We start from the raw sequence: 18,118 nt of genomic DNA, 5'->3' as shown, positions 1-18,118 counted from the left end.
ACTTCTGGTAGCCGGAGCTACCAGAAGTGCGCACGGGTGGGGGGTCAACGCATGATCGATTTGATCTCGAGGAACTCCTCGAGCCCGAAGACACCGGCCTCCCGACCGATCCCCGACTGCTTGTACCCACCGAACGGGGCATCGGTGTCGAACGCACCACCGTTGACGTGCACCTGCCCGGTGCGCAACCGCCGCGCGACCGCCTCGGCTCGCGCCGGGTCACCCGACCACACCCCGCCCGACAGCCCGTAGTCACTGTCGTTGGCGATCCGCACGGCATCGTCCTCGTCGCGGTAGCCGAGGATCGACAGCACCGGCCCGAAGATCTCCTCCCGCGCGATCGTCATGTCCTCCGCGACGTCCGCGAACACGGTGGGGCCGACGAAGTACCCGGTGTCGCGACCGCAGTCGCGACCGTCCAGCACCAGACGCGCCCCCTCGGCGACACCGGTGTCGATGTACGAGCGGACACGCTGCTGCTGGGCGGCGTTCACCAACGGCCCCAGCATCGATCCGGGGTCGGACGGCGACCCCACCGCGTAGTTCGCGGCGACCTGCGCCGCGAGCGTCGCCGCCTCGTCCATCCTCTCGGCGGGAACCAGCATGCGGGTCAGCGCCGTGCACGTCTGCCCGGAGTTCAGGAAGCACTTGGCGACACCGTCGGTGACCGCCGCCGCGAGATCGGCGTCGTCGAGGACGACGTTCGCCGACTTGCCACCCAACTCGAGCGCCACCTTCTTCACGGTCTCCGCCGCGACCACCGCGACCCGCTTGCCGGCGCGGGTGGAACCGGTGAACGAGACCATGTCGACGTCCGGGTGCGCGGCGATCGCCTCCCCCACCACCGGCCCGTGTCCGCTGACGACGTTGAGCACACCGGGCGGCAGGCCCGCTTCGTCGGCGATGTCGACGAGCGCGTACGTCACCAGCGGCGCAACCTCGGTGGGTTTGAGGACGACGGTGCAGCCCGCGGCGAGCGCCGCGAACACCTTCAGGACCACCTGGTGCAGCGGATAGTTCCAGGGGGTGATCGCCCCGACCACACCGATCGGTTCACGGACGACGAGGGTGTTGCCGATCTCCCGCTCGTCGAAGTCGTAGCTCTCGGCGAGCGCGGCGTAGGCGGCGATGTTCTTCAGCGGCATCCCGATCTGGATGGGCTTCGCCAGCGACACGGGCATACCCATGTCGCGGGAGACCAACGCCGCGAGTTCGTCGACCCGCGCGTTCGCGAGGGCGGCGATCTTCCCGAGGTGGGCGCCGCGTTCCGCCCCGCTCATCCCCGACCACCCCGGGAACGCCGCGCGCGCCGCGGCCACGGCACGGTCGACGTCGGTGGGTGCCCCCTCCGCGACGACCGCGATGACCTGTTCGGTCGAGGGGTCCACGACGTCGATGGAGCCGGCGCCGTCCGACTCCGTCCACGCTCCGTCGATGTAGATCCTGCGTCGGTCGAGAACTTCGGACATGTACGCACCTCTCGTCTGCCGGATTGTCGACGGCCGCAGCGTATCGAACGGATGTGATGCGCAACACCGACGTCACCGCGGGCGGTCGGTGTGACGGAGGACGCCGACCCACGCCGTTAACCTGTGCGCTACAATTGTCGACGCTGCTCGCGCGCTTCAACGTCGCAACGCTCGGCGCATTCGGACAACGACGTCTGTTCATCCCGTCGCCGGGTACCGGTCTGTGCACTGCACCACGCGCATCGCAGTGTTGTTCGCTCGGCGACCCACCGAATCGCCGAGGAGGATCGTCCGTTGACGCACCCCACCGACACCGGGTTGTACGACAGCGCACTCGACAAGAGCAGCTGCGGCGTGGGTTTCATCACCCGCAAGGACGGCACGCCGACCCACGACGTACTGCTCCGCGGACACGAGGCACTGTGCGTCGTACCGCATCGCGGCGGCATGTCGGCCGAAGGTGTCGGCGACGGCGCCGGAGTCAACATCGACCTGTCCGCCGAGTTCTTCTCCGCGATCACCGGAATTTCGCTTGCTTCAGGCGAATTCGGTGTCGGCAACTTCTTCCTGCCGGCCGATCCGGCCGCGCACGACGAGGCCGTCGCGCTCGTGACCGGGTCCCTCGCCTCCGCGGGCGTCGAGGTCGTCGCGGTGCGCGACGTTCCCGTCGACGACGACGTGCTCCGCCCCGCCGCCGTCGCCCATCAGCTCCTGATCCGACAGTGGATCTTCACTCGTCCGGGAACGTGTTCCACCGCAGCCGAATTCGACCGGGTTCTGCACGACGTCCTGCTCGCCATCGAGGCGCGCGCGTACACCGACGCGTCGCTCGCGAGCCTGTACCCGTTGTCGCTCAGTGCCCGCACCCAGGTTCTCAAGGGACGGTTGAACTCCGACGAGGTCATCCCCTACTTCCGGGACCTCGTCGACCCGCGGCATTCGGTGCACACCCTCTTCTTCCACACCCGGTTCTCCACCAACACCGATCCGCATCCGACGATGGCGCAACCGTTCCGGTTCATGGCGCACAACGGCGAACTCAACACCGATCGCAAGAACCGACTGTTCGAGGGGGCGCAGGCCCGCGCGGCCGGACGCGACATCGTGCGCCCACCGGGACAGTCCGACAGCTGCCGTTTCGACCAGACCCTCGCCGCGCGCATCGCCCCGGGCGACCTGGATCTGGTCACCGCCGTGGTGCAGATGGTTCCGCCCGCCTGGGAGAACGACGCCACGCTGAGCCCGCGGGTGCGGGCCATGCTCGAGTTCTTCTCTCTCTACGAGGAGAAGAACGACGGCCCCGCCGCGCTGATCTTCGGCAACGGCACCGTCGTCGGTGCGCGCCTCGACCGGCTCGGCCTGCGCCCGCTGCGGTCGGTGGAGACGGACGAGTACCTGGCGGTGTCCTCCGAGGCCGGCCAGTTCGACTTCGCCCCGGAGACCGTCGTGCGGCGCGGGCGCATCGAGGCCGGCGGGATGCTGTACTTCGATCACCGCACCGGCCGGTCGTACGGCACGGACGAGGCCCTCGAGATGCTCGCCGCCGAACACGACTACGCAGCCCTCGTCGACGAGGCCCGCCGCGTCCTCGACACCCTGCCGCCCGTCCCCGCGGAGAAGGCCGGTTCGCCCCTGCGGTACAACGGCGATCTCGACCGCCATCAGCGGTACGTGTCCTACGCCCTGAACCAGGAGTCGTTCCGGTTCATGCTCGACCCGATGCTCGCGTCGGGGCAGGAGCGGATCTCGGCGATGGGGTACGGCAACGCCATCAACGCCCTCTCCGATCAGGAGGGCGGTGTCGCCAAGTACTTCTCGCAGCGGTTCGCGCAGGTCACCAACCCGTCGCTGGATTCCATCCGTGAGGCCGACGGCATGACCCTGCGGGTGGCGCTCGGTGCCCGGCCCGGCAGCGGGGCTCCCGCCGCCGCGCAGATCGTCGTTCCCACCCCGATCCTCACGCATCTCGACATGCTGCGGATCCGCGAGCAGTCCGACACACCGGTGGAGCGTTTCGAGATGCTCTACACCCCGATCTTCGACGACGCGGAGGCCAACGCCGCCGCACTCGCCGACGCCGTCGACACGGTCGCCGACCGCATCACCGAATTCGCCCGCGGGAAGGGCGGTATCGCGGTGCTCACCGACCGGCACCTGTCCACCGACCGGGCGCCGCTGCCGATGATCCTCACCGTCGCCGCAGTCAATCAACGGCTCATCGACGACGGTGCCCGGCTGCGGGTGTCGGTGATCGTCGAATCCGGGCAACTGTTCTCGTCGCACCACATCGCCGCGACACTCGGTTTCGGTGCGGCCGCCGTGTACCCGCTGACCGTGCAGATGCGCGCCGAGGAGAAGCACGGTGACGACGCCGACGCGGCGTTCCTGAAGTTCCGCAAGGCCGCAGAGAAGTCGCTGATGAAGACGATGGGCCGCGTCGGGCTGTGCACCGTCGAGTCGTACATCGGCGGCGAGTTCTTCGAACCGAGCTACCTCGACACCGACGACCCGATCCTCGCACGCTGGTTCCCCAACGTCCGCACCCCGGTCGGCGGTGTCGGTTTCACGACCATCGCGCAGGCCGTCGCCGACTGGCACCGTCACGCGCTCACGGTGACCGGCGAGTCGGACGTGCCGATGCTCGGCCTGTTCAAGGAACGCTCCGACGGTGCCGGGCATTCGTTCGGCACCACCGCGGTGCGCGGATTCGTCGACATGACCGAAGAACCCGTCGCGTTGCCGGACCAGCGCACCGGCGAAGCGGACCTCACCGATGCGTTGCGGCTGCTTCCGCTGCACCGACTCTCGGATGCGCACGGTCTCGACGACGACGCGTACCGCTACGGCGGGTTCCGCGCGCTCACCCCCGCCGAGATCGACAGCTTCGACATCACCCCCGGCTACCGGGCGTTCGCGCGCACCGTCGCCGACGAGCGGTCCCATCGCCCGGCCGCGCTGCGCGACGTCCTCGCGCTGCCCGCCGACGTCACCTACATCACCGCGGCCGACGACTTCCGACGCGAGATGGGCCGGTTCGCGCGACGAGGCAACAACCGGATACTCGTGCGCGGGATCTCCGCGGCGCGCGTCGCCGACGACGAGTTCGTGCTGCGGCTGACCGGTCCCCTCGCCGAGGACCACGCCCGTCCCGAGGCTCTCGCACAGTCCCTCGTCGCCCGGTTCGGCGACGAGATCGCCGAGTACCGCTGCTACGGCGACACCGTCACCGTGCGCGCGACCGGTGAGGCCGCCGACCACCTCGGCCGCCTGAAGAAGGCCCCGGCGAGCGTGCGGCTCGACCAGGTGCAGCCCGCCCACGAGATCACCCGTGCCCTCGCGTCCGGGGCGATGAGCCACGGCGCCCTCAATTCCAACGCGCACGAAGCGGTCGCACACGGCACCAACATGGTCGGCGGCATGTCCAACTGCGGTGAGGGCGGCGAACACATCTCCCGCTACGGCACGATCCGCGGATCACGCATCAAGCAGTTCGCGTCGGGCCGATTCGGTGTGTGGGCCGGTTACCTCGCCGATCCCATGCTCGAGGAGATCGAGATCAAGATCGCGCAGGGAGCGAAGCCCGGCGAGGGCGGGCAGCTACCCGCCAAGAAGGTCACCGTCGAGATCGCCGCGGCGCGCGGCGCCACCCCCGGTGTCGAACTCGTCTCGCCGCCCCCGCACCACGACACGTACTCGATCGAGGATCTCGCGCAGCTGATCCACGACGCCAAGGCCGCGCGGGTACGGGTGATCGTCAAGCTCGTGTCCTCCGAGGGCATCGGCACGATCGCCGTGGGGGTCGCGAAGGCCGGCGCCGACGTCATCAACGTCGCCGGCAACACCGGTGGCACCGGCGCAGCCTCCGTGACCTCGCTCAAGTACGCGGGCCGCTCCGCGGAGATCGGTGTCGCGGAGGTTCATCAGGCTCTGTGCGCGAACGGGTTGCGCGACAAGGTGGTTCTGCGGTGCTCCGGCGCACACCAGACCGCGTCGGACGTCATCACATCGGCTCTGCTCGGCGGCGACAGCTTCGAATTCGGCACCACCGCACTGATGATGCTCGGCTGTGTGATGGCGAAGAACTGCAACATCAAGTGCCCCGCCGGATTGACCACCAATCCCGAGGTGTTCGACGGGGATCCGCGCGCGATGGCGCAGTACCTGCTCAACATCGCACACGAGACCCGCGAACTGCTCGCCCGACTCGGTCTGCGGTCGCTGCGCGACGCGCGGGGCCGCTCCGACCTGCTGCACCTGCTCGATCATCCGTCGAGCGTCGGGGCCCTGGACCTGCGGGCGATGCTCACCGTGGTCCCCGAGGTCCGCGTCGAGGACCCGGTGTACCTGGAGAAGGACTACGCACTCGACGACGCGTGGGTCGAGGCACTGCGCGTCGCGCTCGTCGACGAGCAGCGCACCCGCATCGATCTCGGCGAGGGCGTGCGGCTGACCAACAGCAACAAGAGCGTCGGTGCCCAGCTGGCCGTCGACATCGAACGCATGCTCAATCACGAGGACCTCGGCGCGGTTGCGGCAGCACTCACCGACGAGCGGGGCCGCCGCTGGCTGCGTGACGGGACCGTCGTGATCGCCACCACCGGTTCGGCGGGCCTCTCGTACGGCGCGTTCTGCAACGACGGCATGGTGCTGCAGCACACGGGCACCGCCAACGACGGTGTCGGCAAGGGCCAGTGCGGTGGCCGCATCGTGCTGCGCTCCCCCGGCGGCGGATCCTCCGCGCGCGGCGGCAACGTCCTCGTCGGCAACTTCGCGTTGTTCGGCGCGACCGGGGGCCGGTTGTTCGTCGAGGGTGAGGCCGGCGACCGGTTCGCCGTCCGCAACTCGGGCGCGACCGCGGTCGTCGAAGGCGTCGGCGACTTCGCCTGCGAGTACATGACCAACGGTGCCGTGCTGAACCTCGGTGGCTTCGGCAAGGGGGTCGGCAACGGCATGTCCGGCGGTTTCGTCTACCAGTATGATCCGGACGGGCTGCTGGCCGGCAAGGCCAGCTCCGACTCGATCGTGCTGGGGTCGATCACCGATCCAGAGGATCCGCAGGCACCGATCCACAACGCCGCCGTACTCGCGCTGCTGCACGGCCACGTCGAGGCCACCGGATCGCGCAGGGCTCGGGACCTGATCGACAACTGGCAGGCCGAGCAGCACCGGTTCGTGTACGGGATGCCGCGGGCGCTGCTGCAGTACCAGGACGCCGACGCGATCCTCGCCGCCACCCCGCGCCGTGAACTCGCCGCCGAGGTCGCGACCGCGCTGGTCGCGCACCAGGTCCGGAAGTTCAAGGACAGCTACCGTTCGGGAGTTCCCGTCGTCGGTGGTGCCGCGCCCGACGGCACCGACACCGACACCATGTTCGCCCTGTTGAACAACTACACGGTGCTCGCCGCCGCGCAGGAGATGGCGTTGCAGAAGATCCCCGCCGCCACCGGGGCGGACGACCCGGCGGTGCAGAAGGCCGCGCGCAACCTGCTGCTCACCGAGGACTTCTTCCTCGTCGCGAAGCTCGAACGTTATGCGCTCGAGGCGATCTCCGATCACTCGGACGTCGAGCTGGCGGTCCTCGTCGCCGACAAGCGACTGGCCGACTACAAGCAGGCCCTCGCGCTGCGCAACGTGCGCTCCGTCGATGCACCCGGCACGTACGGCTGGATCCTGTGGCAGACCCGCAAGAACCTCGATGCCGTCGACCGTCTGCCCGGTTACGAAGAACTGTTCGCCCGCCACGCGGTGCCCGCACTGATCGCCCCGACCCTGGGAGTCGCCTCGTGACCACCCCGTTCGTTTCCTCGCCCTTCATCCCGGCGGACGCACCGTTCAGCACCGATCAGAGGTCGTGGCTGGCCGGTTTCCTCGCCGGCATGCAGACCCGGCTGTTCGCCGCCGGCAGCGACACCGCCGCGACCGGCAGTGCCCCTGCGCTGCACGTGCTGTACGGGTCGCAGACCGGCAACGCCGAATCCGTGGCCGAGGACGCGGCGTCCGCCGCCCGAGCGCACGGATTCGCACCGGTCGTCTGCGCGCTCGACGACATGGATCTCGAAACGTTCGCAGCCCTCGGCCGGGTCCTCGTCGTCACCTCCACCTACGGTGAGGGCGAGATGCCCGACAACGCCGAGTTGTTCTGGCAGGCGCTGTCCGCCGCGAACGCGCCGAGGCTCGAATCCATGGACTTCGCGGTCCTGGCCCTCGGCGACAGCGGATACGACGGATTCTGCCAGGCAGGCAAACTTCTCGACATGCGCCTCGAGCAACTCGGCGCGACACGGATCGTCCCGCGGGTCGACTGCGACGTCGAGTTCGAGGAGGCCGCGGCCGCCTGGATCGCCGAGACCCTGCCGCTCGTCGCGGCGGTCGAGGGCATTCACGGGGACACCGCGGCGGCCGGCGGCGTCGCTGCTGCTCCCGCTCCCGCGAAATCCCGGTGGAACCGCAAGAACCCGTATCCGGCGACACTGACGGTCAACCGCCGACTCTCCGGTGACGACTCCGGCAAGGAGATCCGCCACTACGAGTTCGCGCTCGCCGATTCCGGACTCGACTACGAGGCCGGTGACGCCCTCAACGTGGTGCCCGTCAACGATCCGGCTCTCGTGCGGTCGATCCTCGACCGGCTCGGTCTCGACGGCGACGTCGTGCCCGACGGCCACGACGACACCCTCGCGCACCTGCTCACTCACCGCTACGAGATCACCGCACCGAACGTCGATCTCCTCGAGGCCGTCGAAGAACGCACCGGCAACGAGGAACTGACGTACGTGCTGCGGCACGGCGACAAGACCGCCCTCGACGAGTGGCTGTGGGGCCGCGACATCCTCGATGTCCTCTCCCTGGAGCCGACCCCGTCGTTGACCGCCGGCGAGTTGCTGGCCGTGCTCAAACCGCTGCAGCATCGCGCGTACTCGATCTCGTCGAGCCCCCACGCGACCGACGGCTCGGTGCATCTGACGATCGCGGCCGTGCGGTACGGCGACGACGACCGTGAGCGGCGCGGCGTGTGCTCGACGTATCTCGCCGACCGAGTCGGCGACGTCCCTGTCGGCATCTTCGTCACCCGGAACAAGGCGTTCCGGGTGCCCGCCGACGACACCGCACCGATGATCATGGTCGGCCCCGGCACCGGCATCGCACCGTTCCGCGGATTCCTGCAGGAACGCCGCGCGCGCGGCGCCACCGGACGCAACTGGTTGTTCTTCGGAGATCAGCGACGCAGTTGCGACTACATCTACGAGGACGAGCTCACCGAGTTCGTCGATGCGGGTGTTCTGACCCGCCTGGACCTGGCGTTCTCCCGGGATCAGGCCGAGAAGGTCTACGTGCAGACCCGCATGAAGGAGAACGGCGCGGAACTGTTCGCGTGGCTCGAGGACGGTGGGCACTTCTACATCTGCGGGGACGCCTCGCGGATGGCGAAGGACGTGGACCGTGCCCTGCACGAGATCGTCGCCGAGCACGGCGGGATGAGCGAGGAGCAGGCCGCCGAGTACGTCGTCGCGCTCAAACGGGACAAGCGGTACGTGCGGGACGTGTACTGACACAGCGCTCGTCCCGTTCAGGACCCGACGTCACGGATCAGGACGCGACCGACGCGAACACGAAGTCGTTGTTCGCGTACCCCAGCGGCGGACCGACGAACTCACCGCCGCACGTGACGAGCACGAGCGTTTCCGGCCCGTCGAGGCGGTTCAGTTCGTCGAGCGGGAGCGCACCGTCCTTCGAGACGCTGAGCACCCGGTCCACCCGATAGTCTCGCGACGATCCGTCTCCGAGGGGCAGCGCCACCTCCTCCCCCTCGGTGAGCTCCGCGAACCGTGCGGCGAATCCTGTGCCCTGCGCGACGTCGTCGACGTGCCCGACCACCACGATCGACCCCGCACCCGACCCGGGCAGAGCCGAATCCGCCCACCAGCCGAGGCGATCGACGTCCTGCGGGGGCAGCAACACCCCCGCGTGGTCCGTCGCAACCGGATCGACCGGTGCGGCCACGCCGCCGAGCGCGAGTTCGACGGGTGCCGACGGGGTGTCGTCGGTCACCGCGACCGGCGCCGGCAGGTCGCGCTGGCCGGTCTTCGTGGCGGGCACCGGTGACGCGGGAGCAGACGGCGGGGCGGATGCCGTCCCGTCGTCCGCGCACCCGCCCGCGAACAGCAGACCGGCGACGGCGAGCACAGCGGCGACACGACGCGTGTCCATCGGAATCACCTCTCGACCGGGCCCGCGGGAATCGACCGCACCGGCACCCGCGCATCCGGGTTCCGGAAGATGGGGCCCGGATCCACGGGCAGGTCGAACACCTGCACGGTGAAGTACGCGTCGTCGGTCGCGGTGAAAGTGGTCGGCCGTGGATCGACGACGTAACCGTCGGGGGCGTGCACCTCCTTCGCCACATAGCAGCCCGGCACCAACGCCAACCCCACCTGACCGTCCGCTTCCGTCACCACCCGGTGCGTCCACTCCGCATTGCACGGCCCGATGTCGAATATCGCGCCGCCGAGCAGCCTTCCGTCGAGTCGGTCCATCTTGACGAGCCGCCCGTACGCGGTCGGCGGATACGGATCCGTTGCAGCGAAACGGAATTCTGCGGTGACGACCGCGTCCGGGTCGGTCAGCTCCACGGTGAACGGTCCGCCCGCCACCGTCTCGAGCTCCGGCGGCGTCGACACCAACGACACCACATAGCACTGCAGCGGCAGCCGGGTCGTCGCAGATCCGTCGAGTTCGGTGGTCATGTACCCGTACGGCCCGTCGTCGACGCACGAGTTCAACGCGGCCGTGACGCCGGGTACGGGGGTGTCGTCCGTGACGTTCCGCGCGTGCACCGTGAGGGTGCCCTCCTCGTCCGGGGACGTGCGCTGCAACACGAACCCGACCGCAACGACCTGCCCGGGCGCGGTGATCTCCACCTGCCACGGTCCCGCCGACACCGGTTCGAACCCCCAGGGGTGGTCGACCAACGCGATGTTGTAGCAACCGAGCGGCGCCTCGACGTTCGCGGTGCCGTCGACTCCCGTGACGGGACTGTCGACGACCTGCCCTGTTTCACAGCGCGCGACGGAGGAGGTGACTCCGGGCAGCGGATCGTCCTCCGACAGGGTCGCGGCACGGATCGTGACGGTTCCGGTCTCGATCCCCGCATCCGGGGGCGCGGTCGTGGTCGTGGTGGGCGTGGGCATGGTCGTGGTGGGCGCGGTGGTGGTGGCCGCGGTCGTCGACGAGCCGTCGCCCACCGGCACCGGGTCGGCGACCGCCGGGCCGGTGGTGGCGACGGCCAGTACCGAACCGGCGAGAATCGTGAGAATGCGAGTGCGGATACGCATGGCGGGTGCCTCCGATCGATGATCCGACAGGTGGGTACCCCGACATCGGTGACGTCGTCGCCACCGGCACACCCGTTAGCGTCCCGAACCGGCCGATACCGAGATGTTGTGGCTTCGTCATCGACCGGTGCCCGCGGCACCGGACCCGGAACGCGAGGGCACGAAAGACGACCGTCGACCGGTCGGCGCTGCCTACACTGACCCCACCCGGACAAGGAGCAGATCGATGCCCGATCGCACCGCAGCACGCACCCGGCAGGCGCCTGTCGCCGACCGCCCGGAGGCGATCCGCAACGTCGCTCTCGTCGGATGCAGCGCCGCCGGCAAGACCACCCTCGCCGAATCCCTGGCCCTCGCGTCGGGCGCGATCGGGCGGGCGGGGAAGGTCACCGACGGCACCACCGTCTCCGACCACGACGAGATCGAGCAGCGGCATCGACGCTCGGTGCAACTCGCGGTGCTGCCGGTGGAATGGAACGGGCTGCGGATCAATCTGATCGACACACCCGGACACCCGGATTTCGATGCCGAGGTGCGCGCGGGCCTGCACGCCGCCGACGCCGCGGTCTTCGTCGTCTCGGCAGCCGATCCCATCACGGCCGCCACCCGCGCGTTGTGGCGCGAATGCGAGGACGAATCGATTCCGCGCGCCATCGCCGTCACCAAGCTCGACATCGCCCGGCACAGCTACGACGACATGCTCGAACAGTGTCACGATGCGTTCGGCCTCGGACCGGACACCGTCCGCGCGCTGTTCTACCCGGTGTTCGACGACGCGCGCCCGATCGGCTCGATGGGGCTGCTCACCGGCCGCAGCTACGGCGAACCCGGCGACTGCCCGGTGTCGCGGGAGGCACGCGAATCGCTGGTGGAGGCGATCTCCGGGCAGGACGACACGTTGATGGAACGGTTCGTCGCCGGCGAACAACTCGACCCGCAGTCGCTGCAGGACGGGTTGACCCGCGAAATTCTTTCGTGCGCCATGCATCCCACCCTGCCGGTCACCGACACCGGTGTCGGTGCGGTCGAACTGCTCGAACTGATCACCTGGGGTTTTCCCGATCCCACGCACCGGCTCCGCGGCGCACCCGAATGCGATCCCGACGGTCCGCTCGCCGCGCAGATCGTGCGGGTGACCGGCGACGCGTACGTCGGGCGGATCAGTCTCGTGCGCGTGTACGCCGGAACCCTGCGACCCGACACCACGGTCGTGCTCACCGGCGGAGAACGCGACGGCCGCGAACGCATCCCGGCGCTGACATCCCCGTTCGGAGTGCAGCAGAGCCCGGCCGCCGAGGCCGTCGCCGGCGACATCGTGTGCGTCGGCAAACTCGCCACCGCGCAGGCCGGCGACGTTCTGCACGACCCGGGCAGTCCCGTCGACCTGCCGATGTGGCCGGTACCCACTCCGCTGCTCCCCATCGCGATCGAAGCGCGCTCGCGCAGCGACGACGACAAGCTGTCCCAGGCGTTGGCGCGACTCGCCGCGGAGGACCCCGCCGTCCGCGTCGAGCAGAATCCCGACACCCATCAGGTGGTGCTGTGGTGCACCGGGGAGGCGCACGCCGAGCTCGTCGTCGATCGGCTCCGCAACCGATACGGCGTGCAGGTGGACGTCGTCCGGCACCGGGTGGCGTTGCGCGAGACGTTCGCGGCCCCCGCGACCGGTCACGGACGGCTCGTCAAGCAGTCCGGCGGGCACGGGCAGTACGCGGTGTGCGATCTGGAGATCGAACCGCTGCCGGCGGGCAGCGGCGTGGTCTTCGACGAGCGGGTGGTCGGCGGGGCGGTTCCGCGGCAGTTCATCCCGTCGGTGGAGAAGGGTGTACGCGCGCAGACCGCGAAGGGTGTGGTCACCGAGAACCCGATGGTGGACGTGCGGGTCACGCTCGTCGACGGCAAGGCCCATTCCGTGGACTCGTCCGACGCCGCGTTCCAGGCCGCGGCGGGTCTGGCGCTGCGGGATGCCGCGTCGCACACCGAGACACGGATGCTCGAGCCGGTCGCGGCGGTGCGGGTGATCGTGCCGGAGGAACACCTCGGTGCGGTACTGGGCGACCTGTCGTCGCGTCGCGGCCGGGTTCTCGGCACCGAGGCGCCGGAGCCGGGTGTGGCACTGTTGCGCGCCGAGGTGCCGGAGGTCGAACTCAACCGCTATCCCGTCGAACTGCGGGCGATCACGCAGGGCACCGGCGATTTCGCCCGCATGTATCTGCGGCACGAACCGATGCCCGCCGCCCTCGCCGCCGCGTATCTGGACGGCGCCGACGCGCACGCGTGACGTGCCGCGCTCACCCGGTGTGGGCGACCGTCTCGTGTGCGAGCCGCACGAGGTCGTCGCCGCGGTGACCGGGCCAGCCGTGGAGCATCTCGCGCCACCGCGGGGGCACCGCCGACGCACCCCACCGCGCCCCGAGAAGCGCCCCGGCGATCGCCGCGGTGGTGTCGGTGTCGCCACCGGCACGCACCGCCAGTTCCAGTGCGCCGGTGAGGTGTTCGGATCCCTGACCGCCGGCGTGGGTGATGGCCCACCACGCGGTCTGCAGGGCATGCACGACCCATCCGTTGCGATCGAAGACCCGGCCGCTGCCCGCCGTTTCCGCTTCGTCGAGGAGTGCACTCTACCGGTCGGCGACGTCCGCCGGTGCCGTGTCCAGGTAGCGGCGCGGCCCGTCGAATCCACCGCCGAGCACGGCGTGCCGGATCGCGTACGACCACAGCGCGCACGCCTCGTTCGCCTGCGGGTCGTCGTGGGTCAGGGCGCTGATCGCCTCCGCCGCCGCGACGCACGCCGCGGGGTCGTGCAGATACGCGATGCCCACCGGTGCGGTACGCATGAGCGACCCGTTGCCCGCCTTGCGTCCCGGCAGCGCGCGGGCACGGTCGCGCATCGCCGCGGCGGAACCGGGGCGGGCCGAGAGGACGGCGGCGGTCTGGTTGCCGATGTCCTTGGGGTGGGTGTCGTACCAGCGCACGAACTGCGCCGCGACCCGGTCGAGTCCCGCACCGGCGCCGATGGGTGTTCCGGTCGCCGCCACCTCGGCGATCGCGACCGTCATCGCGGTGTCGTCGGTCCACTCTCCGGGGGCGAACGGTCCGAGGCCCCCACCGATCATGTCGATGCTCCGGTCCGCCGCAGGGTAGGTGAACTCGTATCCCGCGCCGAGTGCGTCTCCCGCCGCCGACGCGAGCAGTGCACCCGCCGCGCGGTCCATCCGCCGATCGTCCGTTGCCATTGCCGTCCCCTTTTGCTCAAAGTTGCGCTAATCAACTTAGCGCAACTTTGATTCAATATCCAGGTGAGTGAGACACCGGCCGCCCCGGGCCGCCCCCTGACCGACTATCCACGCCCGTCCGTCGCCGTCGACGTCGCGGTGCTGACCGTCGTGGACGGTGCCGTGACGGTACTGGTGGTCGATCATCCGCGCGGCCTCGCCCTCCCCGGAACGTTCCTGCACCCGGGCGAACGCCTCGCCGACGCCGCGCGCCGCGCGCTCCGCGACAAGGCCCGCCTCGACGGCATCGACTTCCGTCAGCTCGCCATGCTCGACGACCCCGATCGGGACGACCGCGGGTGGGTGCTGTCGATGGCGCACTGCGCCGCCGCACCCGCGACCGCGCTCCCCGACGACAGCCACCTCCTTCCCGTCGACGACGTCGCCCGGCTCGCGTTCGACCACGCCGAGATCGTCGCCCTCGCGGTCGCCGACCTCCGCACGACGTACGCGACGGCGGTGGACCCCGCCCGGCTGCTCGGCGACGACTTCACCGTGCTGGAGCTGCGTCGGCTGTACGAGGCGGTCTACGGACGCACCTATCCGAAGGACTCCTTCCGCCGACACCTGTCGCACGGCATGACCCCGACCGGGGAACTGCGCCGCACCGGGGCGGGTCGGCCCGCCGAGGTGTTCCGTCGCACCGACGCACCCCTGCCCCCGTCGACCGCGTCGTTCCTGTTCCGCTGACCCGGCCCCGACCGGCCGTCACCGCTTCCGGTGCACAGCGAGCGCAATGGCCGACGCGACCGCCGCGTTGCCCAGATACACGGCGATGTTCGTCTCGAGCGACCGCCCCTCGGTCGCGCGGTGCATGTGGTCGAGCAGGAACGGCGTCAACGCCCTTCCCCGGACCCCCGCCGCAGCGGCCTCGCGTTCGGCGGTGACGAGCACCCGGTCGTGCAGGCCCGGTTCGACCTGGTCGTGCTCGGCGACCGGATTGGCGACGAGCACCGCACCCCGCAGACCGAGCGCATCACGCGCGTGGATCACCGCCGCCGCGTGCTCGGCAGAGGCGACCGCGTCCACCGCACAGCCGCTGTCACGGATGTAGAACCCGGGGAACCGATCGGTGCGATACCCCACCACCGTCACACCGAGCGTCTCGAGCCGTTCCAGGGTGGCCGGGATGTCGAGAACGGATTTGACGCCGGCGCTCACCACCGCGATCGGGGTCGACGACAACGCCACGAGATCGGCGCTCTCGTCGAAGGTCGTGGACGCGCCGCGATGCACCCCGCCGAGCCCACCCGTCGCGAACACCCGGATGCCCGCGCGATGCGCGAGGAACGCGGTGGCCGCGACGGTCGTCCCGCCGTGCGCGCCGCTCGCGACGGCGAGCGGCAGGTCGCGCACCGACACCTTCATCACCTCGGTGTCCGCGTCACCCGCCAGGGCGATCTGCTCGGCCGTCATCCCGACGGTGGGCGTGCCCGCGACGACACCGATCGTCGCGGGAACCGCACCGGCGGCACGAACCCGCGATTCGGCTGCCGCCGCCACCTCGACATTGCGGGGCCGGGTCAGCCCGTGCGTGAAGATCGTGGATTCGAGCGCCACCACGGGATTCCCCGCGGCGACGGCGGCGCGCACCTCGTCGGCGACGACGATCGTCTCGGTCATGTCGCCGACGATAGGCATCACCGCGCGGCGCGGCGCCCCAATCGGGCCAGAACGCGTGCCTGTCGGTCGGAACTCTCGGCGTCGACAGCGGGTTTGCACACCCCCTCCAGGTGGAGCGAGTCCCCGAAGCTGTCCGCGCCGGCGTCGATCCGGTCGAGTTCGGCGTCGGTCAGGTCGGCGCCGAGCCCCGCCCCGGTCGCGAGGTCCCAGCGGTGGACGAGCAGATCCCAGACGTAGAACTGCTCGAACGTGGCGCCGATGGTGGTGGACCCGAAGTAGCCGTCGTATTCGGTGGCGGGCACGGTGTCGTCGGCGAGGATCCGCGCGACCTCCGCCGTGTGGCGATGCCACGCCGCGGCGGGATCCGCGAGGTCCGGGCGGTCGCCGGGGTCGAGGCCCCGGCCCAGCAGGAAGTCCCGCTGGGTGTCGATGATGTGGGCGAGCACGTCCCGCGTCGTCCAGTCCTCGCACGGCGACGGCCGATCCCACCCCTCGGGGGTGACGGCGTCGATCACCTCGGTGAGGGGTCGTTCGGCTTCGGCGTGTCGGAGCGCTGTTGTATTCATGGGAATCAGCATCGTGCCGGCACCCCGAGAGGTCTTGATGAAACCCGACAGCGGTCCGCACCCACCCGACGCCGACATCGAACCGGCCCATCTGCGCGACCCTCACGACACGACCAACACGGTGTTCCGGTATCCGCCCGCACCCGAGTTGAGCACGTTGGTGCGGCGGTACTGGCTTCCGGTGTGGTCCGTGGAACCGGGTCGGGAGGCCCCCCAGCGGGTCCTGCAGTATCCGGTGTGCCTGCTGGTGATCAGCGCGGACCATGCGCGCTTCCACGGGGTGACGTCGGGCCTGTCCACCACCGTCCTCACCGGTGACGGTTGGGCCGCCGGAGTCATGTTCACTCCGGCCGCCGGCGGTGTTCTCACCGGGCGGTCCGTCGCCGAGTTCACCGACCGACACGTCGATCTCACCGAGGTCCTCGGTGATGCGGCGGGGCCGTTGGCCGACGCGGTGCGCGCCGCGATGGACCGCGACCCCCGCGACCCCGCAGCGCACCGCGCGGCGACCACCGCGATCGGCGCCGCGGTGCGCCCGCATCTGCCGATCGACGACGAAGGCCGCCTCGTCAACCGGATCGTCGAATACGTCGAGGACGATCCCACCGTGCTGCGCGTCGAGCAGGTCCGCCGCGAGTTCGACCTCACCGAACGGACGTTGCAGCGGCTCGTGCACCGCCGGATCGGGCTCACCCCGAAGTGGCTCATCCAGCGTCGTCGTCTGCAGGAAGCGGCCGGGCGCCTACGCGAGCACGCCGTGTCGCTCGCCGACACCGCCGCCGTCCTCGGGTACGCGGACCAGCCGCATTTCGTCCGGGATTTCACCCGCGTGGTGGGGATGACACCCGGTGCGTTCGCCGACCGGTTCGGCCGACCTCGAATGGCCGATCCGCCGCCGGACAGCAACCGCTGAGCACGTCACCCAGCCGGTCGACCAACGGGATGCGGTCGCCGACCAGGTCGGTGCGAACAGTTCGAACGCCGGTTCAGCCCTGCCCCGGCATGCCCTGTGTGCCCTGTGCACCCGGTGTGCCCAGCGCCTTCTCCGTCGCATGATCCGGGTACCAGGACGTGAACCGGATCGCCGCGATCATCGCTGCGGTCTGGATGACCCATCCGGTCCAGATGTTGTCGCTGTCGTCGAGGATCGCGTCGCCATACCACCCGGCGACCGCCGCCACCAGGAACGCGAGTGCCCACGCCGCGGTGATGCGGTAGTTGATACGGATGAACAGCGGACTGTGCCACAACTCCGGCCCCACCATCTCGCGCGCGTACTGGAGCGTGAACGGGATCCGGAACAGGATCGAGCCCACGGCGATCACCACGAGGGTGATGTTCGCGATCTCGCCGAGCCACTTCTCCAACCATGCCTGCCCGTCCGCGTCGAGAGCGAAGTGCAACACGAGCAGACCCGCGAAGAACAGGACGTCGACGACGCCGAGGAGCTTGAGCGACTTCCCGCGTACCCGATCGGCGACGACGAACAACAGGGAGAGCCCGAGCGCGACGGCCGCGACCCACCCTGTGCTGCCGGGACCCTCGAAGATCGCGAGGAAGATCCACGGCGCGAGTCCGGTGAGGGGGCCGTCCAGAATCTTCCCGATCAGCGACGTCTCTCCGTCGTCTCCCGCGGACGCGGAGGACCGACCCATCGTGTTCTCGGCCATGATCACCTCATGTGGTGCGGCAGGGGTCCCCGAACGCGTTGAGCGTACACCCGTGACGCGGCTGCACCCGCCCGAATCGGTGCCTTCGTGTGCCGTGCGGCTCCGCCGAATCCGGCGACGACGAGCCAACTCCCGCAGCCCTACCCGTGCGTGGTTGTGGTAGCCGGAGCTACCACAACCACA

At 69.9% G+C, this 18,118-nt stretch carries 11 protein-coding genes and 1 pseudogene; 5 read left to right on the top strand and 7 right to left on the bottom strand.

What is annotated here, in order from left to right:
• Nucleotides 1-44: 44 nt before the first annotated feature.
• The gene (locus tag LDQ05_RS16515; protein WP_226438045.1) at nt 45-1,469 is read right to left on the bottom strand and encodes an aldehyde dehydrogenase family protein; all 1,425 of its coding nucleotides are present in this window, start codon (nt 1,467-1,469) and stop codon (nt 45-47) included.
• Nucleotides 1,470-1,763: 294 nt separating this feature from the next.
• Between LDQ05_RS16515 and LDQ05_RS16510 the strand changes: the two genes are divergently transcribed.
• Nucleotides 1,764-7,256 carry a glutamate synthase-related protein gene (locus LDQ05_RS16510; RefSeq protein ID WP_226438044.1) on the top strand — a complete coding sequence of 1,831 codons (5,493 nt, stop codon included), beginning with the start codon at nt 1,764-1,766 and terminating at the stop codon, nt 7,254-7,256.
• Complete coding sequence (locus tag LDQ05_RS16505) at nt 7,253-9,019, top strand: sulfite reductase subunit alpha (RefSeq protein WP_226438043.1); 1,767 nt, start codon at nt 7,253-7,255, stop codon at nt 9,017-9,019. The genes LDQ05_RS16510 and LDQ05_RS16505 overlap by 4 nt, the downstream gene beginning before the upstream one ends.
• 37 nt (nt 9,020-9,056) lie before the next feature.
• Here LDQ05_RS16505 and LDQ05_RS16500 read toward each other — a convergent pair whose 3' ends face one another.
• Together LDQ05_RS16500 and LDQ05_RS16495 are read right to left on the bottom strand one after the other, a co-directional pair.
• Nucleotides 9,057-9,677 carry a class F sortase gene (locus LDQ05_RS16500; protein WP_226438042.1) on the bottom strand — a complete coding sequence of 207 codons (621 nt, stop codon included), beginning with the start codon at nt 9,675-9,677 and terminating at the stop codon, nt 9,057-9,059.
• A 5-nt stretch (nt 9,678-9,682) separates the two neighbouring features.
• A complete protein-coding gene (locus LDQ05_RS16495; RefSeq protein WP_226438041.1) occupies nt 9,683-10,801 on the bottom strand; it encodes an MSCRAMM family protein in 1,119 nt (372 codons plus the stop codon).
• Nucleotides 10,802-11,027: 226 nt separating this feature from the next.
• Here LDQ05_RS16495 and LDQ05_RS16490 point away from each other — a divergent pair, with 226 nt between their 5' ends.
• Nucleotides 11,028-13,082 (top strand): elongation factor G-like protein EF-G2, encoded by a 2,055-nt coding sequence (locus LDQ05_RS16490; RefSeq protein ID WP_226438040.1) that lies wholly within the window; start codon nt 11,028-11,030, stop codon nt 13,080-13,082.
• Nucleotides 13,083-13,092: 10 nt separating this feature from the next.
• Here the strand turns inward: LDQ05_RS16490 and LDQ05_RS16485 are convergent.
• Nucleotides 13,093-14,037, bottom strand: a pseudogene (locus tag LDQ05_RS16485) (ADP-ribosylglycohydrolase family protein).
• 63 nt (nt 14,038-14,100) lie between these two features.
• On the opposite strand from LDQ05_RS16485, the gene LDQ05_RS16480 reads away from it, so the two are divergent.
• Nucleotides 14,101-14,766, top strand: a complete 666-nt coding sequence (locus LDQ05_RS16480) for an NUDIX hydrolase (RefSeq protein WP_372461138.1) — start codon at nt 14,101-14,103, stop codon at nt 14,764-14,766.
• A gap of 18 nt (nt 14,767-14,784) precedes the next feature.
• On the opposite strand, the gene LDQ05_RS16475 is transcribed toward LDQ05_RS16480, so the two are convergent.
• Together LDQ05_RS16475 and LDQ05_RS16470 are read right to left on the bottom strand one after the other, a co-directional pair.
• Nucleotides 14,785-15,699, bottom strand: a complete 915-nt coding sequence (locus LDQ05_RS16475; protein ID WP_226438039.1) for a pseudouridine-5'-phosphate glycosidase — start codon at nt 15,697-15,699, stop codon at nt 14,785-14,787.
• Between the two features lie 17 nt (nt 15,700-15,716).
• A complete protein-coding gene (locus LDQ05_RS16470) occupies nt 15,717-16,265 on the bottom strand; it encodes a maleylpyruvate isomerase family mycothiol-dependent enzyme (RefSeq protein ID WP_226438038.1) in 549 nt (182 codons plus the stop codon).
• A gap of 37 nt (nt 16,266-16,302) precedes the next feature.
• Here LDQ05_RS16470 and LDQ05_RS16465 point away from each other — a divergent pair, with 37 nt between their 5' ends.
• A complete protein-coding gene (locus LDQ05_RS16465) occupies nt 16,303-17,178 on the top strand; it encodes a helix-turn-helix domain-containing protein (protein ID WP_226438037.1) in 876 nt (291 codons plus the stop codon).
• 73 nt (nt 17,179-17,251) lie between these two features.
• On the opposite strand, the gene LDQ05_RS16460 is transcribed toward LDQ05_RS16465, so the two are convergent.
• Nucleotides 17,252-17,935, bottom strand: a complete 684-nt coding sequence (locus tag LDQ05_RS16460) for a hypothetical protein (protein ID WP_226438036.1) — start codon at nt 17,933-17,935, stop codon at nt 17,252-17,254.
• Nucleotides 17,936-18,118 lie beyond the last annotated feature (183 nt).

Origin of the sequence: Rhodococcus yananensis, assembly GCF_020515525.1 — a bacterium.
Lineage (GTDB): Bacteria > Actinomycetota > Actinomycetes > Mycobacteriales > Mycobacteriaceae > Rhodococcus > Rhodococcus yananensis.
The sequence above is the reverse complement of the archived record's forward strand: the minus strand, read 5'-3'. Positions and strand labels throughout refer to the sequence as shown.